This is a genomic window from Streptomyces sp. NPDC008150 (genome assembly GCF_042956945.1).
Classification (GTDB): Bacteria; Actinomycetota; Actinomycetes; order Streptomycetales; family Streptomycetaceae; genus Streptomyces.
This window is the reverse complement of record NZ_JBIBHJ010000001.1, coordinates 1,062,913-1,085,141: the sequence shown is the minus strand read 5'-3', so window position 1 is coordinate 1,085,141 and position 22,229 is coordinate 1,062,913. Positions and strand designations below refer to the sequence as shown.

Below are 22,229 nucleotides of genomic sequence, written 5' to 3'. Positions count from 1 at the left end.
CGGGGGCGGAACTCATCGGCGCGCGGCGGGTTTTCTCGGCGGGTTCCGCCGCGGATGCTCCGGCAGGGCTATCCGGCGACCGGCAGCCGCACGTCCCGCATGCCCACCCGCTCACGGCTGCGGGCGAGTTCGTCGAGGAGCACGGTGAGGCCCTCGGTGTGCCGGGAGGTGAGCCGGCCGCTGTCGTCGAGGTGCACCGCACACGCCGTGGTGGTGTCCACGAGCCGTTCGAGCGTGGCGGCGATCTCGTCGCTGCCCGCGGAGTGACGTGCCAGGGAGGGGAGTTCGGCGGCGGCGAGGTCGATGGTCGCGCGCGCCTCGGCCAGCGCCCGGTAGGCCTCGCGGCGCAGGACCCAGCGGGCGGCCCGGTCCTCGGAGCCGCTGAGGACGTGCGTCAGGTAGTCCTGGGCCGCCCCGCCGGCCGTGACGAGCCGCGAGCGTACGCCGCCCGCGCGCTGCCCCGGCATCGGCAGATGGCCCACGACGAGGACGATCGCGCAGGCCAGCAGCGTGTCGCCGATCCTGCTCCAGGACGCCTGCGGGTCGCCGCCGACCATGACGAGGGAGAGCACGAGGACGGTGACGACGGCGGTCTGCGCGGCGAAGTGCCGGGTGGCGACCGGGATGAGGGCGCCGCTGACCGCGACCAGGACGATCAGGCCCGCGGGCCGCGGCAGCACCGCGGCGAGTGCGGCGAACAGCATGGCGCCGAGGACGGTGCCCGCGGCCCGGCACACCACGCGCGAGGCGAGCGGTCCGAGGTCCGGCTTGACCAGGAAGACGGCGGTGGCGGGCAGCCAGTACCAGTGCGCGTGGCCGTCGTACCAGCCCGCGCCGTGCAGAGCCTGGGCGACCGCCGCGCTGGCCCCGAAGCAGAGCGCGACGCGCAGCCCGTACTCCCGGCCGCCCGCGCCGAGGACGGTGCGGACGAGGGAGGCGGGGGTGCGCCTGCGGGTGTGCAGGTCGTCGGCGCCGTCGGGCCGGTCGAAGGCCTCGGCGGCGTGCAGCAGGGCGTTGTCGAGCGCGCGCAGCGCCGGTGCCGAGCGGCTGGGGGCGGGCAGCGGCCCGGTGTGGGTGCCCTCGCGGACGGCCGCGGCGAGGCGGCGCGGGCCGAGGGACGCGCGGGCGGAGACGGCGTCGCCGGACCACGCGAGCGCGGTGGCGGCCTCGGCGAGCGGGAGGGCGGCGGCGTACTGGGCGTGCAGGCGGCGCTCGGCCGAGGAACTCGCCCGGCGGCGCAGCCCGAGCCCGCCGAGGGCGTCCTGCGCCTGGTCGAGAGCGGCGGTGAGGGCGGCGCGGCGGGCCGTGGCGGTGGGGCCGCCGGTCGCGTCGAGCAGGTCGGCGACCGCGTCGTACACGGCGGCGACGGCGCGGCGCTCGGCGTCGAAGCGGAGCGCCCCCGCGGTGGTGCGCGGCGAGGGCAGGACGAGCCGCAGGGAGAGCAGCCAGGCGGCACCGGCGAGGAAGGCGAGGGCGCGCTGCCAGCCGCTCTCGGGCAGGGGCATACCGGCGCCGATGGCGGAGGCCACGAGGAGCTGGGTGCCGGCGCCCGAGGCGACCGGACCGATCGCGCTGACGGCCCCGGCGAGCAGCCCCGTGACGGTGAACAGGAGGGTGAGCACCACCGGGGAGGTGCCCTGGCCGGCGTACGTGCCGATGAGCAGCCCCGCCGTCCCCGCGAGCGCGGGCACCCCGAGCCGCCGTACCGAGGCGCGCCGGGTGCCGGGCCGGTCGTTGACCCCGGCGAGCATCGCGCCGAGGGCGGCGGCGACGCCCACCGAGAGGTGACCGGCGAGGGCGGCGACGAGCAGCAGCGGACCGGCGGCGAGGGCGCCGCGCAGAACGGCGCTCCAGGGGACCGGGCCGCGCTGCGCGCGCAGGGCGTGGGCGAACCAGGGCGGAAGGGTCAGTGTGGCGCGTCGGCGGCTCACGGGCCTCCTGTCGGTGCGAGGGCGGGTGGATGCCTTCGGACGACAGCGGCCGGGCTTGGTGCTCTGAGACGCGGGGCGCGAGCTCGTGCTCCGGGCTCAGGCTCTGTCAAGAGTAAAGGGTCGGCGGCGACAGAAGCGAACGGTGATATTTCCGCGGGATGACGTTTCACGAGGCGGCGGCCGCCCGGGGCCGGAACCGGGTGCGCGCCGTGCCGGGGTGCGGCGCTCCGGGCGGCGGGGCCGCGGAGAAATTGGGATGCGGGAACGGGCCAAGAGGCCGATGATCGATCGCGGCCGTCCGCACCGTGCCCCCGTGTCCGGCCCGCTCCGTCCGGACCCGGCCGCCCTGCCCGTTCCCCCTCGCCCTCCCCGTTCCGCCCCACCCACTCCTCTCGCCGAACATTCTGGAGGCTTCATGATCAGGCGCGTGGACGCTCCGGGTCTCTTCCCGCCGCCCCGCTACTCCCACGCGTCGATCGTGCGCGCTGGCACCTCCCTGGCCTTCCTCGGGGGGTCCGTCCCCCTCGACGGCGACGGGCGGCTCGTGGGCCCCGGCGACCCCGTGCGCCAGGCCGAGCAGGTGCTGGCGAACCTCGACGCCCAGTTGCGGTCGGCGGGGACGGACATGGCGAACGTGGTGTCGACGGACGTGTACGTCGTGACCGCCGACCCGGCGGTGCTGACGGCCGTGTGGACCGTCGTCGAGGCGTCGGGCCTCGCCGTCGGCCCGCACTCCTCGACCCTGATCGGCGTCAACTGCCTCGGCTACCAGGGCCAGTTGGTGGAGATCACGGCAACCGCCGCCGTTCCCGGTGTCACACTGCGCCGGGCGGTCGCCGCCGACGCGGACGCCGCGGCCGAGGTGTGGCTGCGGTCCTTCGACGCCGCGCTGCCCACGGTCGTGCGCCCCCGCACCGACGACGACGTACGGCGGCACTTCCACGACGTCGTCGTGCCCCTGCGCGAGACCTGGGTGGCCGAGGCGGACGGCGGGGAAGGCGTGGTGGGGGTCATGGTGCTCAAGGAGCGGGAGCTCTCGCAGCTGTACCTCTCCCCGGCCCACCGGGGCCGGGGCATCGGGGACCGCTTCGTCGCCCTCGCGAAGGAACGCAGCCCGGAGGGGCTGACCCTGTGGACGTTCCAGGTCAACGAACCGGCCCACCGCTTCTACGAGCGCCACGGCTTCGTCGCCGTGGAACGCACCGACGGCCGCGGCAACGAGGAGCGCGAGCCGGACGTGCGGTACGAGTGGCGCCCCTGACCCCCGGCGCCCCGCCGGCCGTGGGTCACCCGCGCGCGTTGCGGGCCAGCTCCAGTGCGTACGAGGGCCACCACCGGCCCGCCGCCGGACCGCCCCGGCACGTTCCGTCGGACTCCCCGGGGCGCTTGATCCACAGGTAGGCGTCGAGGAGGGCGTTGCCCGTGCCGGTCGTCGGCGGTGTGCCCAGGGCCCGCCCCGGCGGGTTGCACCAGGAGTCCGCCCCCTCGGCCGGGCCGTTGCCGTTGCGGCTGGTGTCGATGACGTAGTGGGTACCGCCGAGGTCCTTTGAAAGCCAGTCGCCGTATGCCGAACTGGCTTGGTTCGTCTGGAAGTTGGAGGTGTTGAGGGCCACTCCGTCGGCGTCGGCCACGCCGGAGGCGCGCAGCGCGTCGACCAGCCGCCATGCCTCGGGAATCCAGCCGGAGTTGCCCGCGTCCAGGTAGACCCGGGTGTGCGGCAGCCGGCCCAAGTGCTGCACGGCATGGGCGAGAAGGGCATATCGCTCGCTCGCCACAACCCGGGTGCAGCCCGCGACCACCTGGGCGACGGCGTCCGGCTCGACGATCACGTACGCCGCCCGGTCACCGACCGCCGCGGCGAACTCGTCGACCCACGCGCGGTATTCGGCCGCGTCCGCGGCGCCGCCGGTGGAGTACTGGCCGCAGTCGCGGTTCGGGACGTAGTACGCCACGAGCACGGCGGTCCGGCCGGCCCGCGCGGCGGCGGTGGTGCCGGCCCGGACGGCCGGTCCCGGGTGCGGGCCGTCGAGCCACTGCGCCTGCGGCCGCAGGGCGATGCGGTCGACGAGCGCGGCGTCGGCGTCGCGCCCCTCGCGGCGCCACTCGGCGGCCTGCCGGGCGGCCGGGGAGTCGGGGTCGGTCCACAGGGGTGCGTCACCGGACGGCGTGCCGGTGGTGTCCCCGGGCGCGGCGGCGAGCCGGTGACCGGCCGCCGCGAGGGTGCCGCCGGCCCGGGGCGCGGCGGCTCCCGCTCCCCGGGCCGGTGCTGTCCCGCACAGGGCCGCCAGCAGTGCGGCGGCGAGGAGGGTGCGGCGCAGGGGCAGGGGGGTGCGGGCCGACGGCCTGAACACAGGGGACTCCGTTCCGGCCGCGCGGACACGCCACTGCGGGGCGGGTGGCCGGGCGGCGACTGGCTGGTGCGGCTGGGGTGTTGTGCCGGACGGCCGCCTGGCGGGGGCTGTCCGCCCGTGCCGCGCTGGGCGGTTCGTCCTCCCGCAGTCTGCTGGACCGGCTCGCGCGCGCCCGCGCGTCCGGGCCGGGTCGCCGCAGGATCACCCCATCGAGAACGGACCGGGAGCGGACCGATCACATTCCGGACCACGTCAGCGCCGCCGCCGCGCACCGACCACGGCCCACCGCCCGCCGCCTGCCGCCCCAAACCGGCCGCGGCCCAAAGCCCGTTCAGCGCCCCGGCGTTGGGGGCCGCTCCCCCGGTCCGCGCCAGACCCTGCGCTTCGGCAGCGGTCTCGCCCAGCTTCCCGCGCGGCTCGTGGTCAGCCCCAACGACACCAGGGACTCGGCGAGTTTGACGGCCGCGGTCACCCCGTCGACGACCGGGAGGCCGACCTTCTCGCCCACCTCCCGTTGCAGTCCGGTCATTCCGGCGCAGCCGAGCACCAGCACCTCGGCGCCGGCCTGCCGGGCCCGTTCGGCCGCCGTCACGAAGGCGGCGCGGGTGCGGCCGGTGTCGGCGAGGTCGAGCACCCCGAGCCCGGTGCCGACGACGGCCGCGCAGTTGCGGCCCACGCCGGCCGTCTCCAGGCTGTCCTCGATCTGGCCGCAGGAGCGTTCCAGGGTGGTGACGACGCCGTACCGCCGGCCCAGCAGACAGGCGAGGTGGGCGGCTGCCTCGGTGATGTCGACGACCGGCACGTCCACGAGTTCGCGGGCGCCCTCCCTGCCGTGCTCGCCGAACCCGGCCATGACCACCGCGTCGTACGGCTCGCGGTAGGTGCGCAGGGTGTCGAGGACGGCGGTGGCCGAGAGGTAGCTGTCGAGCCAGCCCTCCGCGGACTCGGGGCCCCAGGCGGGCGTCAGCCCGGTCACGGTGGTGCCCGGACCCGCCGCGGTCCGGGCACCTCGTACGATCTCCGCGGTCATCTCCTGCGTGGTGTTGCAGTTGGTGACGACGATGCGCACGCTCCTCAGACCTCCACGGGCGCGGGCGCCGGGGTCGCGGCGGTCCGCTCGGCGCGGCACAGGAGTGCGTACAGGACGGCGGACAGGGCCGTGCCGATGAACCAGGAGTAGGCGGCGACGTCGCTGAACGTCTTCACCAGGGCGAGCACGGCCGCCACCGCCGCGGAGGGCAGGAACGCCCACAGCGCCCTGGGGTTGACGCCCTTGCGGTAGTGGTAGCGGGAGCCGGGCCGCGCGTCGAAGAGCTGGTCGACGTCGACCCGGCCGCGCTTGACCCAGTAGTAGTCGACCATGATGACGCCGAACAGGGGTCCCAGGAAGGCGCCGAGGCCGCCGAGGAAGTAGTTGACGACGTCCGGGTTGGAGAAGAGGTTCCAGGGGGTGACGACCAGCGCTGCCACCGTGCTGATCATGCCGCCGACCCGGAAGGTGATCTTCTGCGGCCAGACGTTGGCGAGGTCGTAGGCGGGGGAGACGAAGTTGGCGACGATGTTGACGCCCATCGTGGCGACGGCGAACGTGAAGGCGCCGACCACCAGGACCCAGGTGTTGCCGATCTCGGCGACGAGGTAGGCGGGGTCGGTGATCTCCTTGCCGAACGCCTCGTAGGCGCCGGCCGTGACGATCACGGAGACGATCACGAACGCGGTGGAGTTGACGGGCAGCCCCCAGAAGTTGCCCCGCCGCACCGTGCGGTGGTCGGGGGCGAAGCGGGAGAAGTCGCAGAAGTTGAGCATCAGCGTGCCGTAGGTGGCGAGGATCAGCCCGATCGCGCCGAACCACTGCTGCCACTGATGGCCCACGGAGACCGGGTGCGGGGTGGACGTCAGCGGGATGCTCCAGTGCGCCCGGTCGAGGATCCACACCGCGAGGGCGATCATCACGAGCCAGATCGCCGGGCCGCAGAAGTCCTGGAACTTCCGTACGGACTCCATGCCCCGGCTGATGATCAGCGCCTGCACGATCCACAGCGCGACGAAGGACAGCCAGCCGAGCCCGTCCAGGCCGAGGAAGGAGTTGTGCGTCCACGAGTCGAGGCCCGGCCACGCGGCGAGCAGCATCACGTCGACGGCGACGGAGGCCAGGTAGGTCTGGATGCCGTACCACATGATGGCGATCACGGCCCTGATCAGGGCGGGGATGTTGGCGCCCCAGACGCCGAAGGCGATGCGGCTGACGACCGGGAACGGGACGCCGGTCCGCTGGCCGATGCGGCCCATCATGTTCATCCCGGCGTAGATGATCACGAAGCCGACGAGCAGGGACGTGAAGATCTGCCAGACGTTCATGCCAAGGAACAACAGCCCTGCGGCGAAGGTGTAGTTGCCGAGGTTGTGGACGTCGGACATCCACATGGCGAAGAGGTCGAAGACCTTCCAGTTGCGCTTGTCCGCCGGTGCGAGGTCGTCGTTGGTGAGCCGGGGATCGGGGGTGAACTCTGCGGTGCCCGCGGTTTCGGCGCGGTCGGCGAGGGACACGAGGCCTCCCTGGACGAGGGGTTGAGGAGGAGCGAGGGGTGTTTGCCGAGCCGTTTGGTATACCAAACAGCCGTCATGGTCCTCCCGTCAATCGCCCCGACGGATGTCACCGCCGTTAACGCTCCGTAAATCACCGCCGGAGTCGGCGAAGATGGGCGCATGGCGAAGATCGAACCCGACGGCCCCCGCGAGCGGCCCGCGATCCGCGAGCCGCTCGGCGCGGTGCGTGAACGCGTTCTGGCGACCCTGCGCCAGGACGTCATCGCGGGCCGGCTGCGGCCGGGCGACCGACTGGTCGAGCGCGAACTCGCCGACCGCTTCGGGGTGTCGAGGGTGCCGGTGCGGGAGGCGATCCGGGCCCTGGTCGCCGAGGGGTTCGTCCTCTTCGAGACTCCGCGCCGCACCGTCGTGCGCCGCCTGACCCCGGCCGACGTGCGTGAACTCTTCGAACTGCGCGAGGCGTTGGAGGTCTACGCGACGGGGCTCGCGGCGGCGCGCGCGACCCCGCGGGCGCTGGCGGAACTGCGCGACCTGCTGGAGCAGTCGGCACGGGCCACGGAGGCGGACGACCCCGAGGCCATCACCGACGTCAACACCCGCTTCCACGACCGCGTCCTCGCCATGGCCGGCAACGGTCTGCTCGCCTCGGTCATGGAACCCGTCGACGGGCGGCTGCGCTGGCTCACCCGGCAGAACACCGAGTGGCCCCAACTCCTCTCAGAACACCGGGAGTTGTACGAGGCCATCGCCTCCGGCGACGCGGACCGCGCCCGCGCCCACGCCCTGGGCCACGTGCAGGCCAACTACCGTTCCACGGTGCGGCACTTGTTCGGGGAGGCGGCGGAGGACCTCGCGGAACCGCAGGCGTGACCGTACGGCGGAACGCCGTCCCGGGGCCCGACGCGCGGGCGCCCTCAGCCCGCGTGCGGCAGCCCCGCCGTCTCCGCCGCCGTCCGCAGTACGTCGCGCAGCATCCGCGGGGTGAGCAGCCCCGTGAACGTGTTGCGCTGGCTCACGTGGAAGCAGCCGAGGACGGTGACGTCGCCGAGGACGACCCGCGCGCCGTGCCCGAACGCCGGGCGGGGGCGGGGCACCGGCAGACCGGCCGCCGCGAAGGCCAGCATCGCGGCCTGCCAGCCGAACCCGCCGAGCACCACCACCGCCCTCAACGTCGGCCGCAGCAGCTCCAGTTCGCGTACCAGCCAGGTCCGGCAGGTGTCCCGTTCCGCGGGGGTGGGCCTGTTGGCGGGCGGGGCGCAGTGCACCGGTGAGGTGATGCGCACGCCGTACAGTTCGAGCCCGTCGTCGGCGGACACGGCGGTCGGCCGCGACGCGAGCCCCACGTCGTGCAGCGCCCGGTAGAGGACGTCGCCGGAGCGGTCGCCGGTGAACATGCGGCCGGTGCGGTTCGCCCCGTGGGCGGCCGGCGCGAGCCCGACGATCAGCAGCCGGGCGTCCGCCGGGCCGAACCCGGGGACCGGGCGGCCCCAGTACGTCTGGTCGGCGAAGGCCGCGCGTTTGGTGCGGGCGACCTCCTCCCGCCAGGCGACCAGCCGCGGACAGGCCCGGCAGTCGGCGATCCGCGCGTCGAGGGAGGCCAGGGAGTCCGACGGGGCGAGGTCCCCGGGACCGCCGGGGCCGCCGGGGCTCCCTCCGTTCACGTCCATCACTCCACCGTAGATCGCGGGACGGGCGTCCCGGACGGCCGGGCCCTGCCCGGCCGTCCGGGCGGGCCGCTACGTGAGCGCCGCCCCCAGCGCCACGAACCCGCAGATCAGCACGAACAGGATCGCCAGCAGCGGCCACACGAACCGCAGGTACTTGTCGTAGCCCACCTTCGCCAACGCGACACCGCCGATGGTGACCGCCGTCGTCGGCACCCAGAGGTTCATCCACCCGCTCGCCGCCTGCCACGCCGTGACGACGACCGCGCGCGAGACGCCCGCGAAGTCGGCGAGCGGGGCGAGGATCGGCATGGCGAGGGTGGCGTGGCCCGAGGTCGACGGGATCAGGAAGGCGAGCGGCAGGTTCACCACGAAGACGATGACCGCGAAGGCGCTGGACGAGGTGTCCTTCACCACGCCCTCGATGGCGTGCAGCACGGTGTCGGTGATCATCGAGTTGTTCATGATGACGGTGACACCGCGGGCGAGCACGATGACGAGCGCCGGCGAGATGAAGTCCGCCGCCCCCTGCACGATCGTCGCGCTGGTCTTCTGCTCCCCCATCCGCGCCACGAACCCCACCAGCACCGCCGCGCACAGGAACAGGGCGGCCAGCTGCGGGAAGGACCAGTCGGGTTCGAAGCCGTACGGGGTGGCCTCCGCGTCGCCGGTGAGGGCGCTGGACCACGGCACCACCGAGAAGATCATGAAGGCGAAGACGAGGGTCATGGTGACCAGGACCGCCTTGTGCGTCCCGGTCAGCACGGGGACCTCTCCCCCGCCCACGGTGGCGTGGTCGTGGTCGCCGGGCAGGAACCCGGTGACGGAACGGGCGGGGTCGCGGCGCACCCGGCGGGCGTACCGGACGACGTAGACGACGGTGACCGCCGTCAGCACCACCCACATCACGGACCGCAGCGCGATGCCGTCGCCGAGCGAGATGTCCGCGGCGGAGGACGCCACTCCGGTCGCGAAGGGGTTGACCGTCGAGCACAGCACGCCGACGCCCGCGCCGAGGATGATCGTGCCGACGGCCACCATCCGGTCGTAGCCGAGGGCGAGCATCAGCGGCACGATCAGCCCGTAGAAGCCCAGGGTCTCCTCCGCGAAGCCCTCCACGGTGCCCAGCACCGAGAAGACGACCATCACGCCGGTGATGAGCAGCCAGCCGCGGTCGCGCAGCCGGTGCGCGAGCCGGGCGATGCCGCGGTCCAGGGCGCCGGTCGCGAACACCACCGTGATGAACGCGCCGATCGCCAGCACGAAGAGGAACACGCCCGCGCTGCCGTACAGTTCGCCGGCCAGGTCGGGGCCGACCTTGCCGGTGTCCTGGTCCTGGATGCCGTAGAGGCCGTTGACCGGGGACAGGAAGAGGTCGTCGAGCCGGTCGACGAAGCTCTCGCCGGAGTCGACCCGGTGGTACGTGCCCTGCCTGGGCGCCCCGGCCTGGTCCCGGTCGTACACTCCCGCCGGCACGAAGAAGGCGACCACCCACACCGCGATCGTGACGATCGCCAGCACGGTGAGCGCACTGGGGAACGTGAACTTCCGTCCGCCCGGCGGCTGTTCGGAGCCGGTGTCCGGCCCGGCGTCGACGTCCGTGCTCATGCGGCGTCCCCCGCGCGGAAGGCGGCGGCGTAGTTCTCGACAAAGGCGCACATCGCCACGACGGTGCCGCGCAGTTCGGAGAACAGGACGCGTTCGTTCGGGGCGTGCAGGTTGCACATGCTGTCCTGGGCGCCGAACAGCAGCACCTCGGCGTCCGGAGCGGCTCGTGCCAGGCCGTTGACCAGGGGGATCGAGCCGCCCGTCGCCACGTAGGACGCCTCGCCGCCCCACGCCCGCGCCAGGGCGTCGCGCGCGGCCCGGTAGGCGGGTCCGCCGGTGGCCGCCTCGTAGCCGGGTCCGGTGTCGCCCGGGGTGACGGTGAGCGGGACGCCGAACGGCCTGAGCGCGCGCAGGTGGTCGACGAGTCGGCCCTGCGCCTCGTGCGGGTCCTGGAGCGGGTGGAAGCGGAGGTTGAGCTTGGCGCGGGCGTACGGCACGACCGCGGACGCGGCGTGGTCGACGCCCGGGGCGTCGACGCCGACGACGGTGATCGCGGGCCCGCTCCACAGGCGTTCGCCCAGGCTGCCGCTGCCGGTCAGCGGAACTCCCCCGACGACACCGGCCAGTTCACGGAACTCGTCCTCGGTGTACGTCGCCCCCGCCCACTCCTCGCGCCGCAGGCCGTCCACCGCCACGTCGCCGTGCACGTCGTGCAGGGTGGAGAGGGCGGTGAGGAGCGTGAGCAGCGCGTCGGGGGCGGCGCCGCCGAACTCGCCGCTGTGGCGCGGCTCCCGGAGGGTACGGACCTCCACGACGACCTCGGCCGCACCGCGCAGCCCGGTGGTGAGGGTCGGGGTGCCGGGGCGCAGGTTGCCGAGGTCGGCGACCACCATCGCGTCGCACGCGAACCGCTCGGGGTCGGTCGGCGGATACGTGTCGAAGGCGCTGCCGTACTCCTCCTGACCCTCGAACACGATCTTCACGCCGACGGGCGGCCGTCCCCCGTACGCGCGCAGCATGCCCAGGTGGGCGATGACGTTCGACTTGTCGTCCGCGATGCCGCGCGCCCGCAGTCCGCCCTCGACGGGGGTCGGTTCGAAGGGCGGGGACAGCCAGAGCCGCTCGTCGCCGGGCGGCTGGACGTCGTAGTGCGAGTAGAGCAGGACGGTGGGCGCGTCCGGGGTGGGCGGCGGGATCTCGGCGAAGATCACGGGGGCGGTGTCGGGCAGGTCGATGCGCTCGATCCGTTCGACGCCCGCGTCCCGCAGCAGCCCGGTCAGCAGGTCGTGGGCGGCGTGCACGGGTTCGGCGGGAAAGCCCGGGAACGCCACGGAGGGGATCGCCGCCAGGCGTTCCAGGTCGGCCACCAGTCCGTCCATCAGCCCGTCGACCACGGCTGCCAGCTCCACGTCGCCTCCTCGTCCTCGCGTGCTTCCGCCCCGGACAACACCCTCGGTGGCGCCCGCCCCGGTCGCACCCGGGGTGGGCCATGGGGGTGCGGGGCGGGGCGGAAAACCCGTCCGGGGAACGGGTCGGGTGGGACTAAGGTCGAGGGCATGGCTTCGCAGCGCATGAGCCGTGCGAGCGGCACGGAGGGTACGGACGGCACGGACCGCACAGACGGTACGGACCGCACCGAGGGTGCGGACGGCGCTCCCGGCGCCGAGCCGCGGCCCGACGCGGGCGGCGGCAGCGGCCCGGACCCCGACTCCGCCGCGGTGGCCGCCGCCGAGAAGGCGGGCCCGGCCGGCGGCGAGAGCGTGCGCGTGGACAGCTGGATCTGGTCGGTCCGGCTGGCGAAGACCCGTTCGTCGGGTGCCACCGCCTGCCGCGGCGGTCACGTCCGCGTCAACGGCGAGCGCGTGAAGCCCGCCCATGCCCTGCGGGTGGGAGACGAGGTGCGGCTGCGCCAGGAGAACCGCGAACGGGTCGTCGTCGTGAAGCGGCTGATCCGCAAGCGGGTCGGCGCCCCGGTCGCCGTGCAGTGCTACGTCGACAACTCGCCGCCGCCCCCGCCCAGGCAGGCCGTGGCACCGGCGGGCATCCGCGACCGCGGCGCGGGCCGCCCCACCAAGCGGGACCGCCGTGACATGGAGCGGCTGCGCGGGGACGCGGACCGCGCACGCCTCGGGGATTCCTTCCGCGAGGAGTGACCGGCCCGGCCCGGCCACCGGTCGCCGGGCCTCCGCCCGACCCCGCTGCGGGCGTACCGTGAAGTGAGGAGCGGCCCGGCGAGAACGGCCGCGACGGACACCGAGGCGGGTGACCGCGATGCGTTCGGGCAACGAACCGACAACCGCCCGCAGCGCCCTGCGCGCCAGGCTCTGGCTGAGTGTGTGGGGCCTGGCCTGGGCGACGCTGGGGACGGTGGCCTTCGCCCTGCTGGGCCGGACCGGATGGGCGGCGGTGTGCGGGGTGCTGTGGCTGATCGTCGTGACGGACCTGGTGGTGGTGCTGCGGCATCTGCGCCAGGGCGCGCACTTCCAGCCGGGCCGCGACGTCCCGCCGTACCGGCCGGTGGACCACCACCGGCGGTGAGGCGCCCCGGCGCGGGGCGCCGGGCGGGCCCCTCAGGTGTCGAAGCGGGCGGCCTTCAGGAACTCCGGGTTCGGGTCGAGGGCCGCGGCCAGCCGGAAGTGCCGCGTGGCATGCTCGGGGCGGCCCTGGCGCTCGTAGGTGCGGGCGAGCGCGAAGTGCGCGAACGCGTTGTCCGGCTCGCGCTCCAGCACGATCGTGAACTCCAGCTCCGCGGGCCGCAGTTGGGCCGCGGCGAAGAACGCGCGGGCCCGCAGCAGACGGGCCGCCGTGTTCTCGGGGTGGGCCGCGACGACAGGGTCGAGGAGCTTCACCGCGCCACGCGGGTCCCGGGCCGCGAGCAGTTGCTCGGCGGCGCGGAAGTCGATGACATGCGTCTCCGGAGTACGTCCGGTGGGCGAACCGCTGGTCTCGGGCACGGCTGAGTCCTTCCCTTGCTGCCCACGTTCAACGCCCGTGGCGCGAAAGGCTATTCCCCGCCGGGGCGGGCCGCGTCCGGTCGGCCGGTCACGGCCGCCGCCCTGCGCGTCAGTTCGGCCCACACCTCGTCCACACGGCGGCGCAGCACGTCGAGGGGCACGTCGTTGTCGACGACGATGTCGGCGATCCGCAGCCGGTCCTCGCGGCCGGCCTGGGCGGCCATGCGGGCGCGGGCGTCGTCCTCGGTCATGCCGCGCAGCCGCACCAGGCGGTCGAGCTGCGTCTCGGGGCTCACGTCGACCACGACCACGAGGTCGTAGAGCTTGGCGAGGGAGTTCTCGGTGAGGAGCGGCACGTCGTGCACCACGACGGCGTCGTCCGCCGCGGCCTCCTCCAGCGCGCGGGAGCGGGCTCCCACCAGCGGGTGGACGATGCCGTTGAGGACGGCGAGGCGCTCCGGGTCGGCGAAGACGACCGAGCCGAGCCGGGGCCGGTCCAGGCTGCCGTCCGCGGCCAGCACCTCGGTGCCGAAGGCCGCCGTGATCGCGGCGAGCCCGTCGGTGCCCGGTTCGACCACTTCGCGAGCGATGCGGTCGGCGTCCACGAGGACCGCGCCGTGCTCGACGAGCAGCCGCGACACCTCGCTCTTGCCGGCGCCGATCCCGCCGGTCAGGCCCACGGACAGCATGACCGTGCCTCCACCCTCATCGGGCCCCCGTAGCGGGGGCGCACGCCGACTGCGATACGGCCGCCCGCCACCCGCCACCTCGCCCCACGGGGGCGGTGGCCTGCGGAACCGGCCGTCGGGCAGCGTACCGGATCAGCCGTCGCCCTCCCGCTCGGCGAGGAACCGCTCGAATTCGAGGCCGATCTCGTCCGCGGAGGGGATCTCGACGGGCTCCGCCATCATGTTGCCCCGGGTCTCGGCGCCCGCGGCGGCGTCGTACTGGTGCTCCAGGCCCTCGACGAGTTCGGTCAGTTCCTCCTCGCCCTCGTCGATCTGCCGGTCGATCTCGGTCTGCGTGCGGTGCGCCTCGGTGCGCAGGGCGTGCGCGACGGACGGCAGGACCAGCCCGGTCGCGGCGGTCACCGCCTCCAGAGCGGTCAGCGCGGCGTCGGGGTAGGCGGAGCGCGCGATGTAGTGCGGCACGTGCGCGGCGACGCCGAGGACGTCGTGGCCGGACTCCATCAGGCGGTACTCGACGAGCGCCTCGGCACTGCCGGGCACCTGCGCCTCCTCGAAGGGGCTGCGGTGGCCGGGCACCAGCTCGGTGCGGTTGCCGTGCGGGGTGAGGCCGACGGGGCGGGTGTGCGGGACGCCCATGGGGATGCCGTGGAAGTTGACCGACAGGCGCACGCCGAGCCGCTCCACCACCTGGCGGACGGCGGCGGCGAAGCGCTCCCACTCGACGTCGGGCTCGGGGCCGGACAGCAGCAGGAAGGGCGCGCCGGTGGCGTCCTGGACGAGCCGCACGTCGAGCGTGGGCTCCTCGTAGTCGGTCCAGCGGTCCCGCTTGAACGTCAGCAGCGGCCGGCGCGCGCGGTAGTCCACGAGCCGGTCGTGGTCGAACCTCGCCACGACCTGGTGGGGCAGCGAGTCGAGCACTCCCTCGACGATCTGGTCGCCGGTCTCGCCCGCGTCGATGTAGCCGTCGAAGTGGTAGAGCATGACAAGGCCGGCCGACTCCTGGGCGAGCGCCATGTCGACGACAGCCAGACCCTTCGGCTCCCATGCGTACAAACCCTGCGGATCAAGCACTGTGCCGCTCCTCCTCGTGTTCCTAGAGGACAACGTGGGACGGCGCACGAGCATTCCCGACGCGCGCCCCTGCCGACCGCTCCTACCGCCTTTTCCTGCCCTTCCTGTGCCCAGTCCCGGTGGAGTCCTACCGTGCCGGGCCACATCCCTCACATCCGTGACCCGCGGCTCGACCGGCCGTGCGCGCGCGGGATGCCGGCGTCCCCACGCGCGCACGACCGGCCGGCGGGACCCCTAGGCCGCCATCACGCGCGCGTGCAGGTCGGTGACCGTCTTGCGCGCGGAGCTGATCGCGCCGTGCTGCCAGGCGTCCATGTAACTGATCCAGTCGCCGGCGAAGAAGACCCGGCCCGTGGGCTGGACCAGCGGCTTGTAGCGGACGTCGTCGGGGCCGCCGGGGGTGCTGTGCCAGGCCGCCTCCAGGTGCGGGGTCTGGCGCCAGTGGTGGGAGAACGAGGAGTCCAGCTCGGTGCGGTACTTGTCGCCGTAGATCTTCACGCCCTGCGCCACCGCGCGCTCCTCGCGCAGCTTGGGGGTGAGCGCCCCGTAGGTGTCGGCCTTGGTACCGGTGTTGTAGTAGCCGATCATCAGGCCGCGTTCGCCGTGGAAGCCGTACGACGGGTGCCAGATGTGGGTGAGGTCGAGGTCGGTCTCGGTGATGCCGCCGTAGATCTTGTGGTCGGTCTCCCACCAGCGCGACCTGTACTCCAGGCCGATCTTGCCGGCCGACGAGGGGGTGATGGCCTCCAGGGCGCTCTGCACGCCCGTGCCGAGGTTGTGCGGGACCTTGGCGAGGATGTTGGGCGGCAGGGCGGCGACGCAGTAGTCGGCGTCGATGACCTGGCTGCGTCCGCCCTGGGTGTAGGCGACCCGGACGCCGTTGCCGCGGTCGGTGATCTTCGTGACGGCGGCGCCGGTCCTGATGCGGTGCGCGCCGACGGCGCGGGTGAAGGCCTTGGGTATCTGGTCCATGCCGCCGACGGGCTGGAACATCAGCATCGCCTGGTCGAACTCGAACTCGAAGGAGAAGTAGCGGCCGACCTGCGTGGCGAAGAGGTCGGAGGCGCTGGGCACCGCGTCGCGCAGCGTGCCCGGGGTGCCGGCCGCCGCGGGCCAGGTGGTGTACCCGCCGTTGGCGCCGCCGGTGTACGACAGGTCCTTGCCGAGCTGGCCGTAGCTCTTGAGGAAGGTGACGAGCAACTCGCGGTCGGCGGCGCTCAGTTCGGCGTCCAGGGCGCCCGAGTCGCTCGCCTTGGCGAGGAGTTCGGAGACGTAGCCGTAGTAGTCGGCCTTGGCGGCGCGGTAGCGCATCGGCTTCGTCATGCCGGCGCTCTCGTTGTAGAGGTACGCGTCGGCGTTGACGTTGGTGAACACCTCGATGGGGACGCCGAGTTCGCGGCAGTAGTCGAGGGTGACCATCCACTGGGCGAGGCGTCCGGGCCCCGCGTTCATGTACTGACCCTTGGTGAAGCGCGCGGTCTGCCTGTTGCCGTTCAGGTCCGTGGTGGTGTCGCCGCCGCGGACGGTGAAGTTGCGTCCGCCGGTGCGGTCCCGGGCCTCCAGGATCGTACAGTCGTAGCCCGCCTTGCCCAGTTCGTACGCGGTGGTCAGCCCGGCGATGCCGCCGCCCACGATGACGACCTTGGCGGCGCTGCGACCCGTCAGGTGGAAGTCGCTCGCGCTGAGCGCCTTGAACGGCTGCTCCCGCTGTGCGGCCTCGGCGGTGGGCGCCAGGCCCATCGCCCCCATGGTCGCGAACATGACCCCCGCGCCGCTGGTGAGACCGACGTTGCGGAGGAAGGACCGGCGGCTCGAACCAGATCCGGACTGCAGCTCTGTCATAGGTGGAGCTCCCTCTTTCGATCTTGATCGACGCGGGAAGCGTGCCAACCGACGGTTACAGCTGTCACCCAGCTTGTGTATCGTGCACATTTCTCTGCCCGAATCCCCGGCACCGGATTCCGGACACACCGAGGGCCCGCATCCGAATCGGATGCGGGCCCTCGGGTTACCGCTCAGGCGTCAGTGAACCGACGCTCCCTGGAGGGGAGTTCAGCTCTGGCCGCCGGCCAGCTTCTCGCGGAGCGCGGCAAGAGCCTCGTCCGACGCGAGGGCGCCGGAGTTGTCCGCACCCTCGGAGGAGTAGGACGAACCGCCACCGCCACCGCTGGAGGACACCGCGGCGGCAGCCACGTCGCCACCCTCGGCGGCCGCGGCAGCGTCCGCCTCGCGCGACTTGATGACCTGCTGCTGGTGCTGCTCGAAGCGGGTCTGGGCCTCGGCGTACTGACCCTCCCACGCCTCGCGCTGGGTCTCGTAGCCCTCGAGCCAGTCGTTGGTCTCGGGGTCGAAGCCCTCGGGGTAGATGTAGTTGCCCTGGTCGTCGTACGACGCGGCCATGCCGTACAGGGTCGGGTCGAACTCGACGGCCGACGGGTCGGAGCCGAAGGCCTCGTTGGCCTGCTTCAGCGAGAGGCTGATGCGACGGCGCTCGAGGTCGATGTCGATGACCTTGACGAAGATCTCGTCGTTGACCTGGACGACCTGCTCCGGGATCTCCACGTGGCGCTCGGCCAGCTCGGAGATGTGGACCAGGCCCTCGATGCCCTCGTCCACGCGGACGAACGCACCGAACGGAACCAGCTTCGTGACCTTGCCGGGCACGACCTGACCGATCTGGTGCGTGCGGGCGAACTGCTGCCACGGGTCTTCCTGCGTCGCCTTCAGCGACAGGGAGACACGCTCGCGGTCCATGTCCACGTCGAGAACCTCGACGGTGACCTCCTGGCCGACCTCGACAACCTCGGAGGGGTGGTCGATGTGCTTCCAGGACAGCTCGGAGACGTGCACCAGACCGTCGACGCCACCCAGGTCCACGAAGGCACCGAAGTTGACGATCGAGGAGACGACGCCGGAACGGACCTGACCCTTCTGGAGGGTCGTGAGGAACGTCTGGCGGACCTCGGACTGGGTCTGCTCCAGCCAGGCACGGCGGGACAGGACCACGTTGTTGCGGTTCTTGTCCAGCTCGATGATCTTGGCCTCGAGCTCCTTGCCCACGTAGGGCTGGAGGTCGCGGACACGGCGCATCTCGACGAGGGAGGCCGGCAGGAAGCCACGGAGGCCGATGTCGAGGATGAGTCCACCCTTGACGACCTCGATGACGGTACCGGTGACGATGCCGTCCTCTTCCTTGATCTTCTCGATGGTGCCCCAGGCGCGCTCGTACTGGGCGCGCTTCTTCGAGAGGATCAGGCGGCCTTCCTTGTCCTCCTTCTGGAGAACAAGGGCTTCGATCTCGTCACCGACGGCGACGACCTCGTTGGGGTCGACGTCGTGCTTGATCGAGAGCTCGCGGCTCGGGATGACACCTTCGGTCTTGTAACCGATGTCGAGCAGGACCTCGTCCCGGTCGACCTTCACGATGACGCCGTCGACGATGTCGCCGTCGTTGAAGTACTTGATCGTCTCGTCGATCGCGGCGAGGAAGGCTTCCTCGTTACCGATGTCGTTGACCGCAACCTGCGGGGTGGTGGCGGTGGTCTCGGTGCTGCTCGTCATGTGGGAAAGGGCTCCGGTACGGACAGAGAGTCGTAGGTACTGCTTGCGCCGGGAGCCCGTTTCGCTCTGCAGAAGACCGGACAGCCAAGGAAGCACCACACACAAGGGACACCAAGTGCCCGGTGGCGCCTCGAGAACCGAGGGGACATACATACAGATGCGAGCGCGACCTGCTACGTCTGAGGTGCGCAGGCCCGCAGCGCAACTTGTAGCATACGGGGGCAGCCGGACAGGGTCAATGCGCGAAGGCGCACACCCGGGGCGGATCGCCGCATACCCGGCACAAGACGTGTCCCCGCGGGCGCGCAGGCCCGTGGAACCCCTTCCGTGACACAGCCCGGAGGGTCCGCACCGCGAAGGTGACGGAAGAGTACGACGAGGGAGCCGATCATCCAAGAGTCCGAGACCGTCGAGGATTCCGTTCCGTCCGCAGCGTCCGGGGAGACCGAACCGGAGGCCACCCGCCGTACGGCCGGTGTCACGGAGAGTTCCCGGGCCAACCGGGGCTGGTGGGACCGCAACGCGGACGAGTACCAGAACGAGCACGGCACGTTCCTCGGGGACGACCGCTTCGTGTGGGGCCCCGAGGGCCTCGACGAGGTGGAGGCCGAACTGCTCGGCCCGCCCGAGGAACTGGCCGGCCGCCGCGTCCTGGAGATCGGCGCGGGCGCGGCCCAGTGCTCACGCTGGCTGGCCGCCCAGGGCGCCCGCCCGGTCGCCCTCGACCTGTCCCACCGCCAGCTCCAGCACGCCCTGCGGATCGGCGCCCCCTTCCCCCTCGTGCAGGCCGACGCGGGCGTACTGCCGTTCGCGGACGGCTCGTTCGACCTGGCCTGCTCGGCGTACGGCGCGATGCCGTTCGTCGCGGACCCGGTGCTCGTGCTGAGCGAGGTGCGCCGGGTGCTGCGGCCGGGCGGCCGCTTCGTGTTCTCGGTGACCCACCCGGTGCGCTGGGCCTTCCCCGACGAGCCGGGCCCCGAGGGCCTGACCGTCTCGGCCTCCTACTTCGACCGCACCCCCTACGTCGAGCAGGACGACGAGGGCCGCGCGGTCTACGTCGAGCACCACCGCACGATCGGCGACCGGGTCCGGGACGTCGTGGCCGCCGGGCTGCGCCTGGTGGACCTCGTCGAGCCGGAGTGGCCGGCCTGGAACACCTCGGAGTGGGGCGGCTGGTCGCCGCTGCGCGGCAACCTCATCCCGGGCTCGGCGATCCTCGTGTGCGAGCGGGACCCCCGGGACTGAGTGGTCCCGCACGCACCCCGGCGCCCTCCACGCACGCGTGGAGGGCGCCCTCGCGTTCCGGGCAGGGCCTCCTCCCGCCGGGCGTGCGGCACCCGCGCGCGTACGACACTGGGGGCGTGATCCGTTACGACGCCGTGGACCGGCTGCCCGTGCGCAGTGCCCTGCCCGCCCTGGACGACGCCCTCGCCGGGCACGGCACCGCCGTCCTGGTCGCGCCGCCCGGCACCGGCAAGACCACGCTGGTGCCGCTGCGGCTGGCGGGACTGCTGGACGAGGGCCCCGCACGGCGGGTGGTGGTCGCCGAGCCGCGGCGGATCGCGGCCCGTGCTGCCGCCCGGCGGATGGCGTGGCTGCTGGGCGAGAGGACGGGCGACAGCGTCGGCTACACCGTGCGCGGCGAACGCGTCGTCGGGCGGCACACGCGCGTGGAGGTCGTCACGACCGGCGTGCTCCTCCAACGGCTGCAACGCGACCAGGAGTTGGCGGGCGTCGACGTGGTGATCCTCGACGAGTGCCACGAGCGGCACCTGGACGCGGACACGACGGCCGCGTTCCTGTGGGACGTGCGCCAGACGCTGCGCCCCGACCTGCGGCTGGTCGCCGCGTCCGCGACCACCGACGCGACGGGCTGGGCCGCGCTCCTCGGCGGGGCGCCGGTCGTCGAGGCCGCCGGGACCGCCCACCCGGTCGAGGTCGTGTGGGCTCCCCCGGCCCGGCCGGTGCGCCCGCCGCAGGGCATGCGGGTCGATCCCGCGCTCCTCGCGCACGTGGCGTCCGTGGTGCGCAGGGCGCTCGCCGAGCGGGACGGCGACGTGCTGTGCTTCCTGCCCGGTGTCGGCGAGATCGCGCGCGTGGCCGGGCAGTTGGGGGCGCCCGGCGGGGTGGACGTGCTCCAGGTGCACGGGCGGGCCCCGGCCGCCGTCCAGGACGCCGTGCTCACGCCGGGAGAGCGGCGCCGCGTGGTGCTGGCCACCTCCGTCGCGGAGTCGTCGCTGACCGTGCCGGGCGTGCGGGTCGTCGTGGACGCCGGTCTCGCACGGCAGCCGCGCGTCGACCACGCGCGCGGCCTGAGCGCCCTGACCACCGTGCGGGCCTCGCAGGCGTCGGGGCGCCAGCGCGCGGGACGGGCCGGGCGCGAGGCGCCGGGCACCGTCTACCGGTGCTGGACGGAGGCCGAGGACGTCCGGCTGCCGCGCTTCCCCGCGCCGGAGATCAAGGTGGCCGACCTGACGGCGTTCGCCCTGCAGACCGCGTGCTGGGGCGACCCGGACGCCACCGGGCTCGCCCTGCTCGACCCGCCGCCGGCCGGGGCGATGGCCGCCGCCCGTTCCGTCCTCACGGCGGTCGGGGCGGTCGACGGCGACGGGCGGGCCACCGCGCGCGGGGTGCGCATGTCCCGGCTCGGCGTGCACCCGCGGCTGGGCCGGGCCCTGCTGGACGCGGCCCCGTCGGTGGGCGCGGAACGGGCCGCCGAGGCGGTCGCGCTGATCGGCGAGGAGACACCGCGGGAGTACGGGGACGACCTGGCGGCGGCACTGCGCACGGCCCGGCGCGGCGGTGACGCGTACGCGGCGCGCTGGCGCACCGAGGCACGGCGGCTGCGGTCGGCTCTCACCGAGCGGGACGAGGCGGCCGGCGGCACCGGGCAGCGGGCGCGGGCGGGCGGCGGTGCGCCGGACGGCGGGGTGCGCGGGGACGACCTGCTCGTGGGGCTCGTCGCCGCCCTCGCGTTCCCCGAGCGCACGGCCCGCGCCGACGGCGGCTCGTACCTGATGGTGTCCGGCACCCGCGCCGAGGTTCCGGACGGGTCGCCGCTGCGGGGTTCGCCGTGGATCGCCGTCGCGGTCGCCGACCGGCCCGTCGGCGGCGGGCACGCGCGCGTACGGCTCGGTGCCGTGATCGACGAGGGCGTCGCCCGGCGCGCGGCCGGGTCGCTGCACGACGAGCGGGACGAGGTGCACTGGGCGGACGGGGACGTGGTGGCCCGCCGGGTCGAACGCCTCGGCGCGGTCGAGCTGTCCGTGCGCACGCCCGCGCGCACCGCCTCGGCGGACGTGCGGGCCGCGCTGCTGGAGGGCCTCGCCAAGGAGGGGTTCGGGCTGCTGCGGTGGTCGCCGGAGGCGAAGGCGCTGCGGCAGCGGCTCGCGTTCCTGCGGCAGCGGCTCGGGGAGCCGTGGCCGGACGTGGCCGACGACGCGCTGTACGCGCGCGTGGACGAGTGGCTGGAACCGGAGCTGGGGCGGGCCCGGCGCCGGGCCGACCTCGGCCGCATCCACGCCGGCCAGGCGCTCGGCAGGCTGCTGCCGTGGACGACGGGCGAGGCGGCCCGGCTCGACGAACTCGCCCCGGAGCGGATCGCCGTGCCCAGCGGCTCCCGGGTCCGGATCGACTACACCGACCCCGCGCAGCCCGTGCTGGCGGTCAAGCTCCAGGAGATGTTCGGGCTGCGGCAGACGCCGTCGGTGGCCGGAGTCCCGCTCCTGGTCCACCTGTTGTCACCGGCAGGGCGTCCCGCCGCCGTCACGGCCGACCTCGCGTCGTTCTGGCGGGACGGCTACCGCGGCGTCCGCGCCGAGCTGCGCGGCCGCTACCCGAAGCACCCGTGGCCCGAGGACCCGGCGACGGCACGGCCGACGCGGCACACGAAGGCACGGTCGGAGCGGTGAGG

Annotated in this window: 18 protein-coding genes; 6 read left to right on the top strand and 12 right to left on the bottom strand. The window is 73.6% G+C overall.

What is annotated here, in order from left to right; translation table 11 throughout:
- Nucleotides 1-68: 68 nt before the first annotated feature.
- Complete coding sequence (locus ACFZA0_RS04700; protein WP_391011166.1) at nucleotides 69-1,931, bottom strand: FUSC family protein; 1,863 nt, start codon at nucleotides 1,929-1,931, stop codon at nucleotides 69-71.
- Nucleotides 1,932-2,187: 256 nt separating this feature from the next.
- Between ACFZA0_RS04700 and ACFZA0_RS04695 the strand changes: the two genes are divergently transcribed.
- Nucleotides 2,188-3,192: a GNAT family N-acetyltransferase gene (locus ACFZA0_RS04695; RefSeq protein ID WP_391011163.1), complete on the top strand. Its 1,005-nt coding sequence runs from the start codon at nucleotides 2,188-2,190 to the stop codon at nucleotides 3,190-3,192.
- Between the two features lie 25 nt (nucleotides 3,193-3,217).
- On the opposite strand, the gene ACFZA0_RS04690 is transcribed toward ACFZA0_RS04695, so the two are convergent.
- The 3 genes from ACFZA0_RS04690 to ACFZA0_RS04680 all read right to left on the bottom strand — a co-directional run bounded on the left by ACFZA0_RS04690 (nucleotide 3,218) and on the right by ACFZA0_RS04680 (nucleotide 6,829).
- Nucleotides 3,218-4,282 (bottom strand): glycoside hydrolase family 6 protein, encoded by a 1,065-nt coding sequence (locus ACFZA0_RS04690; protein ID WP_391011160.1) that lies wholly within the window; start codon nucleotides 4,280-4,282, stop codon nucleotides 3,218-3,220.
- A 331-nt stretch (nucleotides 4,283-4,613) separates the two neighbouring features.
- Nucleotides 4,614-5,351 (bottom strand): aspartate/glutamate racemase family protein, encoded by a 738-nt coding sequence (locus tag ACFZA0_RS04685; RefSeq protein WP_391011157.1) that lies wholly within the window; start codon nucleotides 5,349-5,351, stop codon nucleotides 4,614-4,616.
- Between the two features lie 5 nt (nucleotides 5,352-5,356).
- Entirely contained in the window at nucleotides 5,357-6,829 is a 1,473-nt protein-coding gene (locus ACFZA0_RS04680) for a cytosine permease (RefSeq protein ID WP_391011154.1), read from the bottom strand.
- A 159-nt stretch (nucleotides 6,830-6,988) separates the two neighbouring features.
- Between ACFZA0_RS04680 and ACFZA0_RS04675 the strand changes: the two genes are divergently transcribed.
- Nucleotides 6,989-7,699 (top strand): FCD domain-containing protein, encoded by a 711-nt coding sequence (locus tag ACFZA0_RS04675; protein ID WP_391011151.1) that lies wholly within the window; start codon nucleotides 6,989-6,991, stop codon nucleotides 7,697-7,699.
- Between the two features lie 44 nt (nucleotides 7,700-7,743).
- On the opposite strand, the gene ACFZA0_RS04670 is transcribed toward ACFZA0_RS04675, so the two are convergent.
- From ACFZA0_RS04670 to ACFZA0_RS04660, 3 genes are all read right to left on the bottom strand, one after another.
- A complete protein-coding gene (locus tag ACFZA0_RS04670; protein ID WP_391011148.1) occupies nucleotides 7,744-8,496 on the bottom strand; it encodes a uracil-DNA glycosylase family protein in 753 nt (250 codons plus the stop codon).
- Between the two features lie 69 nt (nucleotides 8,497-8,565).
- Nucleotides 8,566-10,101, bottom strand: a complete 1,536-nt coding sequence (locus ACFZA0_RS04665; protein WP_391011145.1) for a YfcC family protein — start codon at nucleotides 10,099-10,101, stop codon at nucleotides 8,566-8,568.
- A complete protein-coding gene (locus tag ACFZA0_RS04660) occupies nucleotides 10,098-11,450 on the bottom strand; it encodes a M20/M25/M40 family metallo-hydrolase (protein WP_391011143.1) in 1,353 nt (450 codons plus the stop codon). The genes ACFZA0_RS04665 and ACFZA0_RS04660 overlap by 4 nt, the downstream gene beginning before the upstream one ends.
- 147 nt (nucleotides 11,451-11,597) lie before the next feature.
- On the opposite strand from ACFZA0_RS04660, the gene ACFZA0_RS04655 reads away from it, so the two are divergent.
- On the top strand, nucleotides 11,598-12,194 hold the full coding sequence (locus ACFZA0_RS04655) for a S4 domain-containing protein (protein ID WP_391011140.1): 597 nt from the start codon (nucleotides 11,598-11,600) through the stop codon (nucleotides 12,192-12,194).
- A gap of 118 nt (nucleotides 12,195-12,312) precedes the next feature.
- Nucleotides 12,313-12,579: a DUF6343 family protein gene (locus ACFZA0_RS04650; RefSeq protein ID WP_391011137.1), complete on the top strand. Its 267-nt coding sequence runs from the start codon at nucleotides 12,313-12,315 to the stop codon at nucleotides 12,577-12,579.
- A gap of 32 nt (nucleotides 12,580-12,611) precedes the next feature.
- On the opposite strand, the gene ACFZA0_RS04645 is transcribed toward ACFZA0_RS04650, so the two are convergent.
- The 5 genes from ACFZA0_RS04645 to rpsA all read right to left on the bottom strand — a co-directional run bounded on the left by ACFZA0_RS04645 (nucleotide 12,612) and on the right by rpsA (nucleotide 18,316).
- On the bottom strand, nucleotides 12,612-12,995 hold the full coding sequence (locus ACFZA0_RS04645; protein ID WP_391011134.1) for a tetratricopeptide repeat protein: 384 nt from the start codon (nucleotides 12,993-12,995) through the stop codon (nucleotides 12,612-12,614).
- A gap of 50 nt (nucleotides 12,996-13,045) precedes the next feature.
- Entirely contained in the window at nucleotides 13,046-13,684 is a 639-nt protein-coding gene (coaE, locus tag ACFZA0_RS04640) for a dephospho-CoA kinase (RefSeq protein ID WP_391011131.1), read from the bottom strand.
- Between the two features lie 132 nt (nucleotides 13,685-13,816).
- A complete protein-coding gene (locus tag ACFZA0_RS04635) occupies nucleotides 13,817-14,755 on the bottom strand; it encodes a PAC2 family protein (RefSeq protein WP_391011128.1) in 939 nt (312 codons plus the stop codon).
- 234 nt (nucleotides 14,756-14,989) lie between these two features.
- A complete protein-coding gene (locus ACFZA0_RS04630; protein ID WP_391011125.1) occupies nucleotides 14,990-16,597 on the bottom strand; it encodes an FAD-dependent oxidoreductase in 1,608 nt (535 codons plus the stop codon).
- Nucleotides 16,598-16,807: 210 nt separating this feature from the next.
- The gene (gene rpsA, locus ACFZA0_RS04625; RefSeq protein WP_391011122.1) at nucleotides 16,808-18,316 is read right to left on the bottom strand and encodes a 30S ribosomal protein S1; all 1,509 of its coding nucleotides are present in this window, start codon (nucleotides 18,314-18,316) and stop codon (nucleotides 16,808-16,810) included.
- A gap of 387 nt (nucleotides 18,317-18,703) precedes the next feature.
- Between rpsA and ACFZA0_RS04620 the strand changes: the two genes are divergently transcribed.
- Together ACFZA0_RS04620 and hrpB are read left to right on the top strand one after the other, a co-directional pair.
- A complete protein-coding gene (locus tag ACFZA0_RS04620; protein ID WP_391011838.1) occupies nucleotides 18,704-19,561 on the top strand; it encodes a methyltransferase domain-containing protein in 858 nt (285 codons plus the stop codon).
- Nucleotides 19,562-19,677: 116 nt separating this feature from the next.
- A complete protein-coding gene (gene hrpB, locus ACFZA0_RS04615; RefSeq protein ID WP_391011119.1) occupies nucleotides 19,678-22,227 on the top strand; it encodes an ATP-dependent helicase HrpB in 2,550 nt (849 codons plus the stop codon).
- Nucleotides 22,228-22,229: the final 2 nt, after the last annotated feature.

What these genes read in the sequence shown, in the direction of transcription:
- rpsA (WP_391011122.1), bottom strand. Translation starts at nt 18,316, where the DNA reads ATGACGAGCAGCACCGAGACCACCGCCACCACCCCGCAGGTTGCGGTC.
- ACFZA0_RS04630 (WP_391011125.1), bottom strand. Translation starts at nt 16,597, where the DNA reads ATGACAGAGCTGCAGTCCGGATCTGGTTCGAGCCGCCGGTCCTTCCTC.
- ACFZA0_RS04650 (WP_391011137.1), top strand. Translation starts at nt 12,313, where the DNA reads ATGCGTTCGGGCAACGAACCGACAACCGCCCGCAGCGCCCTGCGCGCC.
- ACFZA0_RS04695 (WP_391011163.1), top strand. Translation starts at nt 2,188, where the DNA reads ATGCGGGAACGGGCCAAGAGGCCGATGATCGATCGCGGCCGTCCGCAC.
- ACFZA0_RS04655 (WP_391011140.1), top strand. Translation starts at nt 11,598, where the DNA reads ATGGCTTCGCAGCGCATGAGCCGTGCGAGCGGCACGGAGGGTACGGAC.
- ACFZA0_RS04675 (WP_391011151.1), top strand. Translation starts at nt 6,989, where the DNA reads ATGGCGAAGATCGAACCCGACGGCCCCCGCGAGCGGCCCGCGATCCGC.
- ACFZA0_RS04670 (WP_391011148.1), bottom strand. Translation starts at nt 8,496, where the DNA reads ATGGACGTGAACGGAGGGAGCCCCGGCGGCCCCGGCGGTCCCGGGGAC.
- ACFZA0_RS04665 (WP_391011145.1), bottom strand. Translation starts at nt 10,101, where the DNA reads ATGAGCACGGACGTCGACGCCGGGCCGGACACCGGCTCCGAACAGCCG.
- coaE (WP_391011131.1), bottom strand. Translation starts at nt 13,684, where the DNA reads ATGCTGTCCGTGGGCCTGACCGGCGGGATCGGCGCCGGCAAGAGCGAG.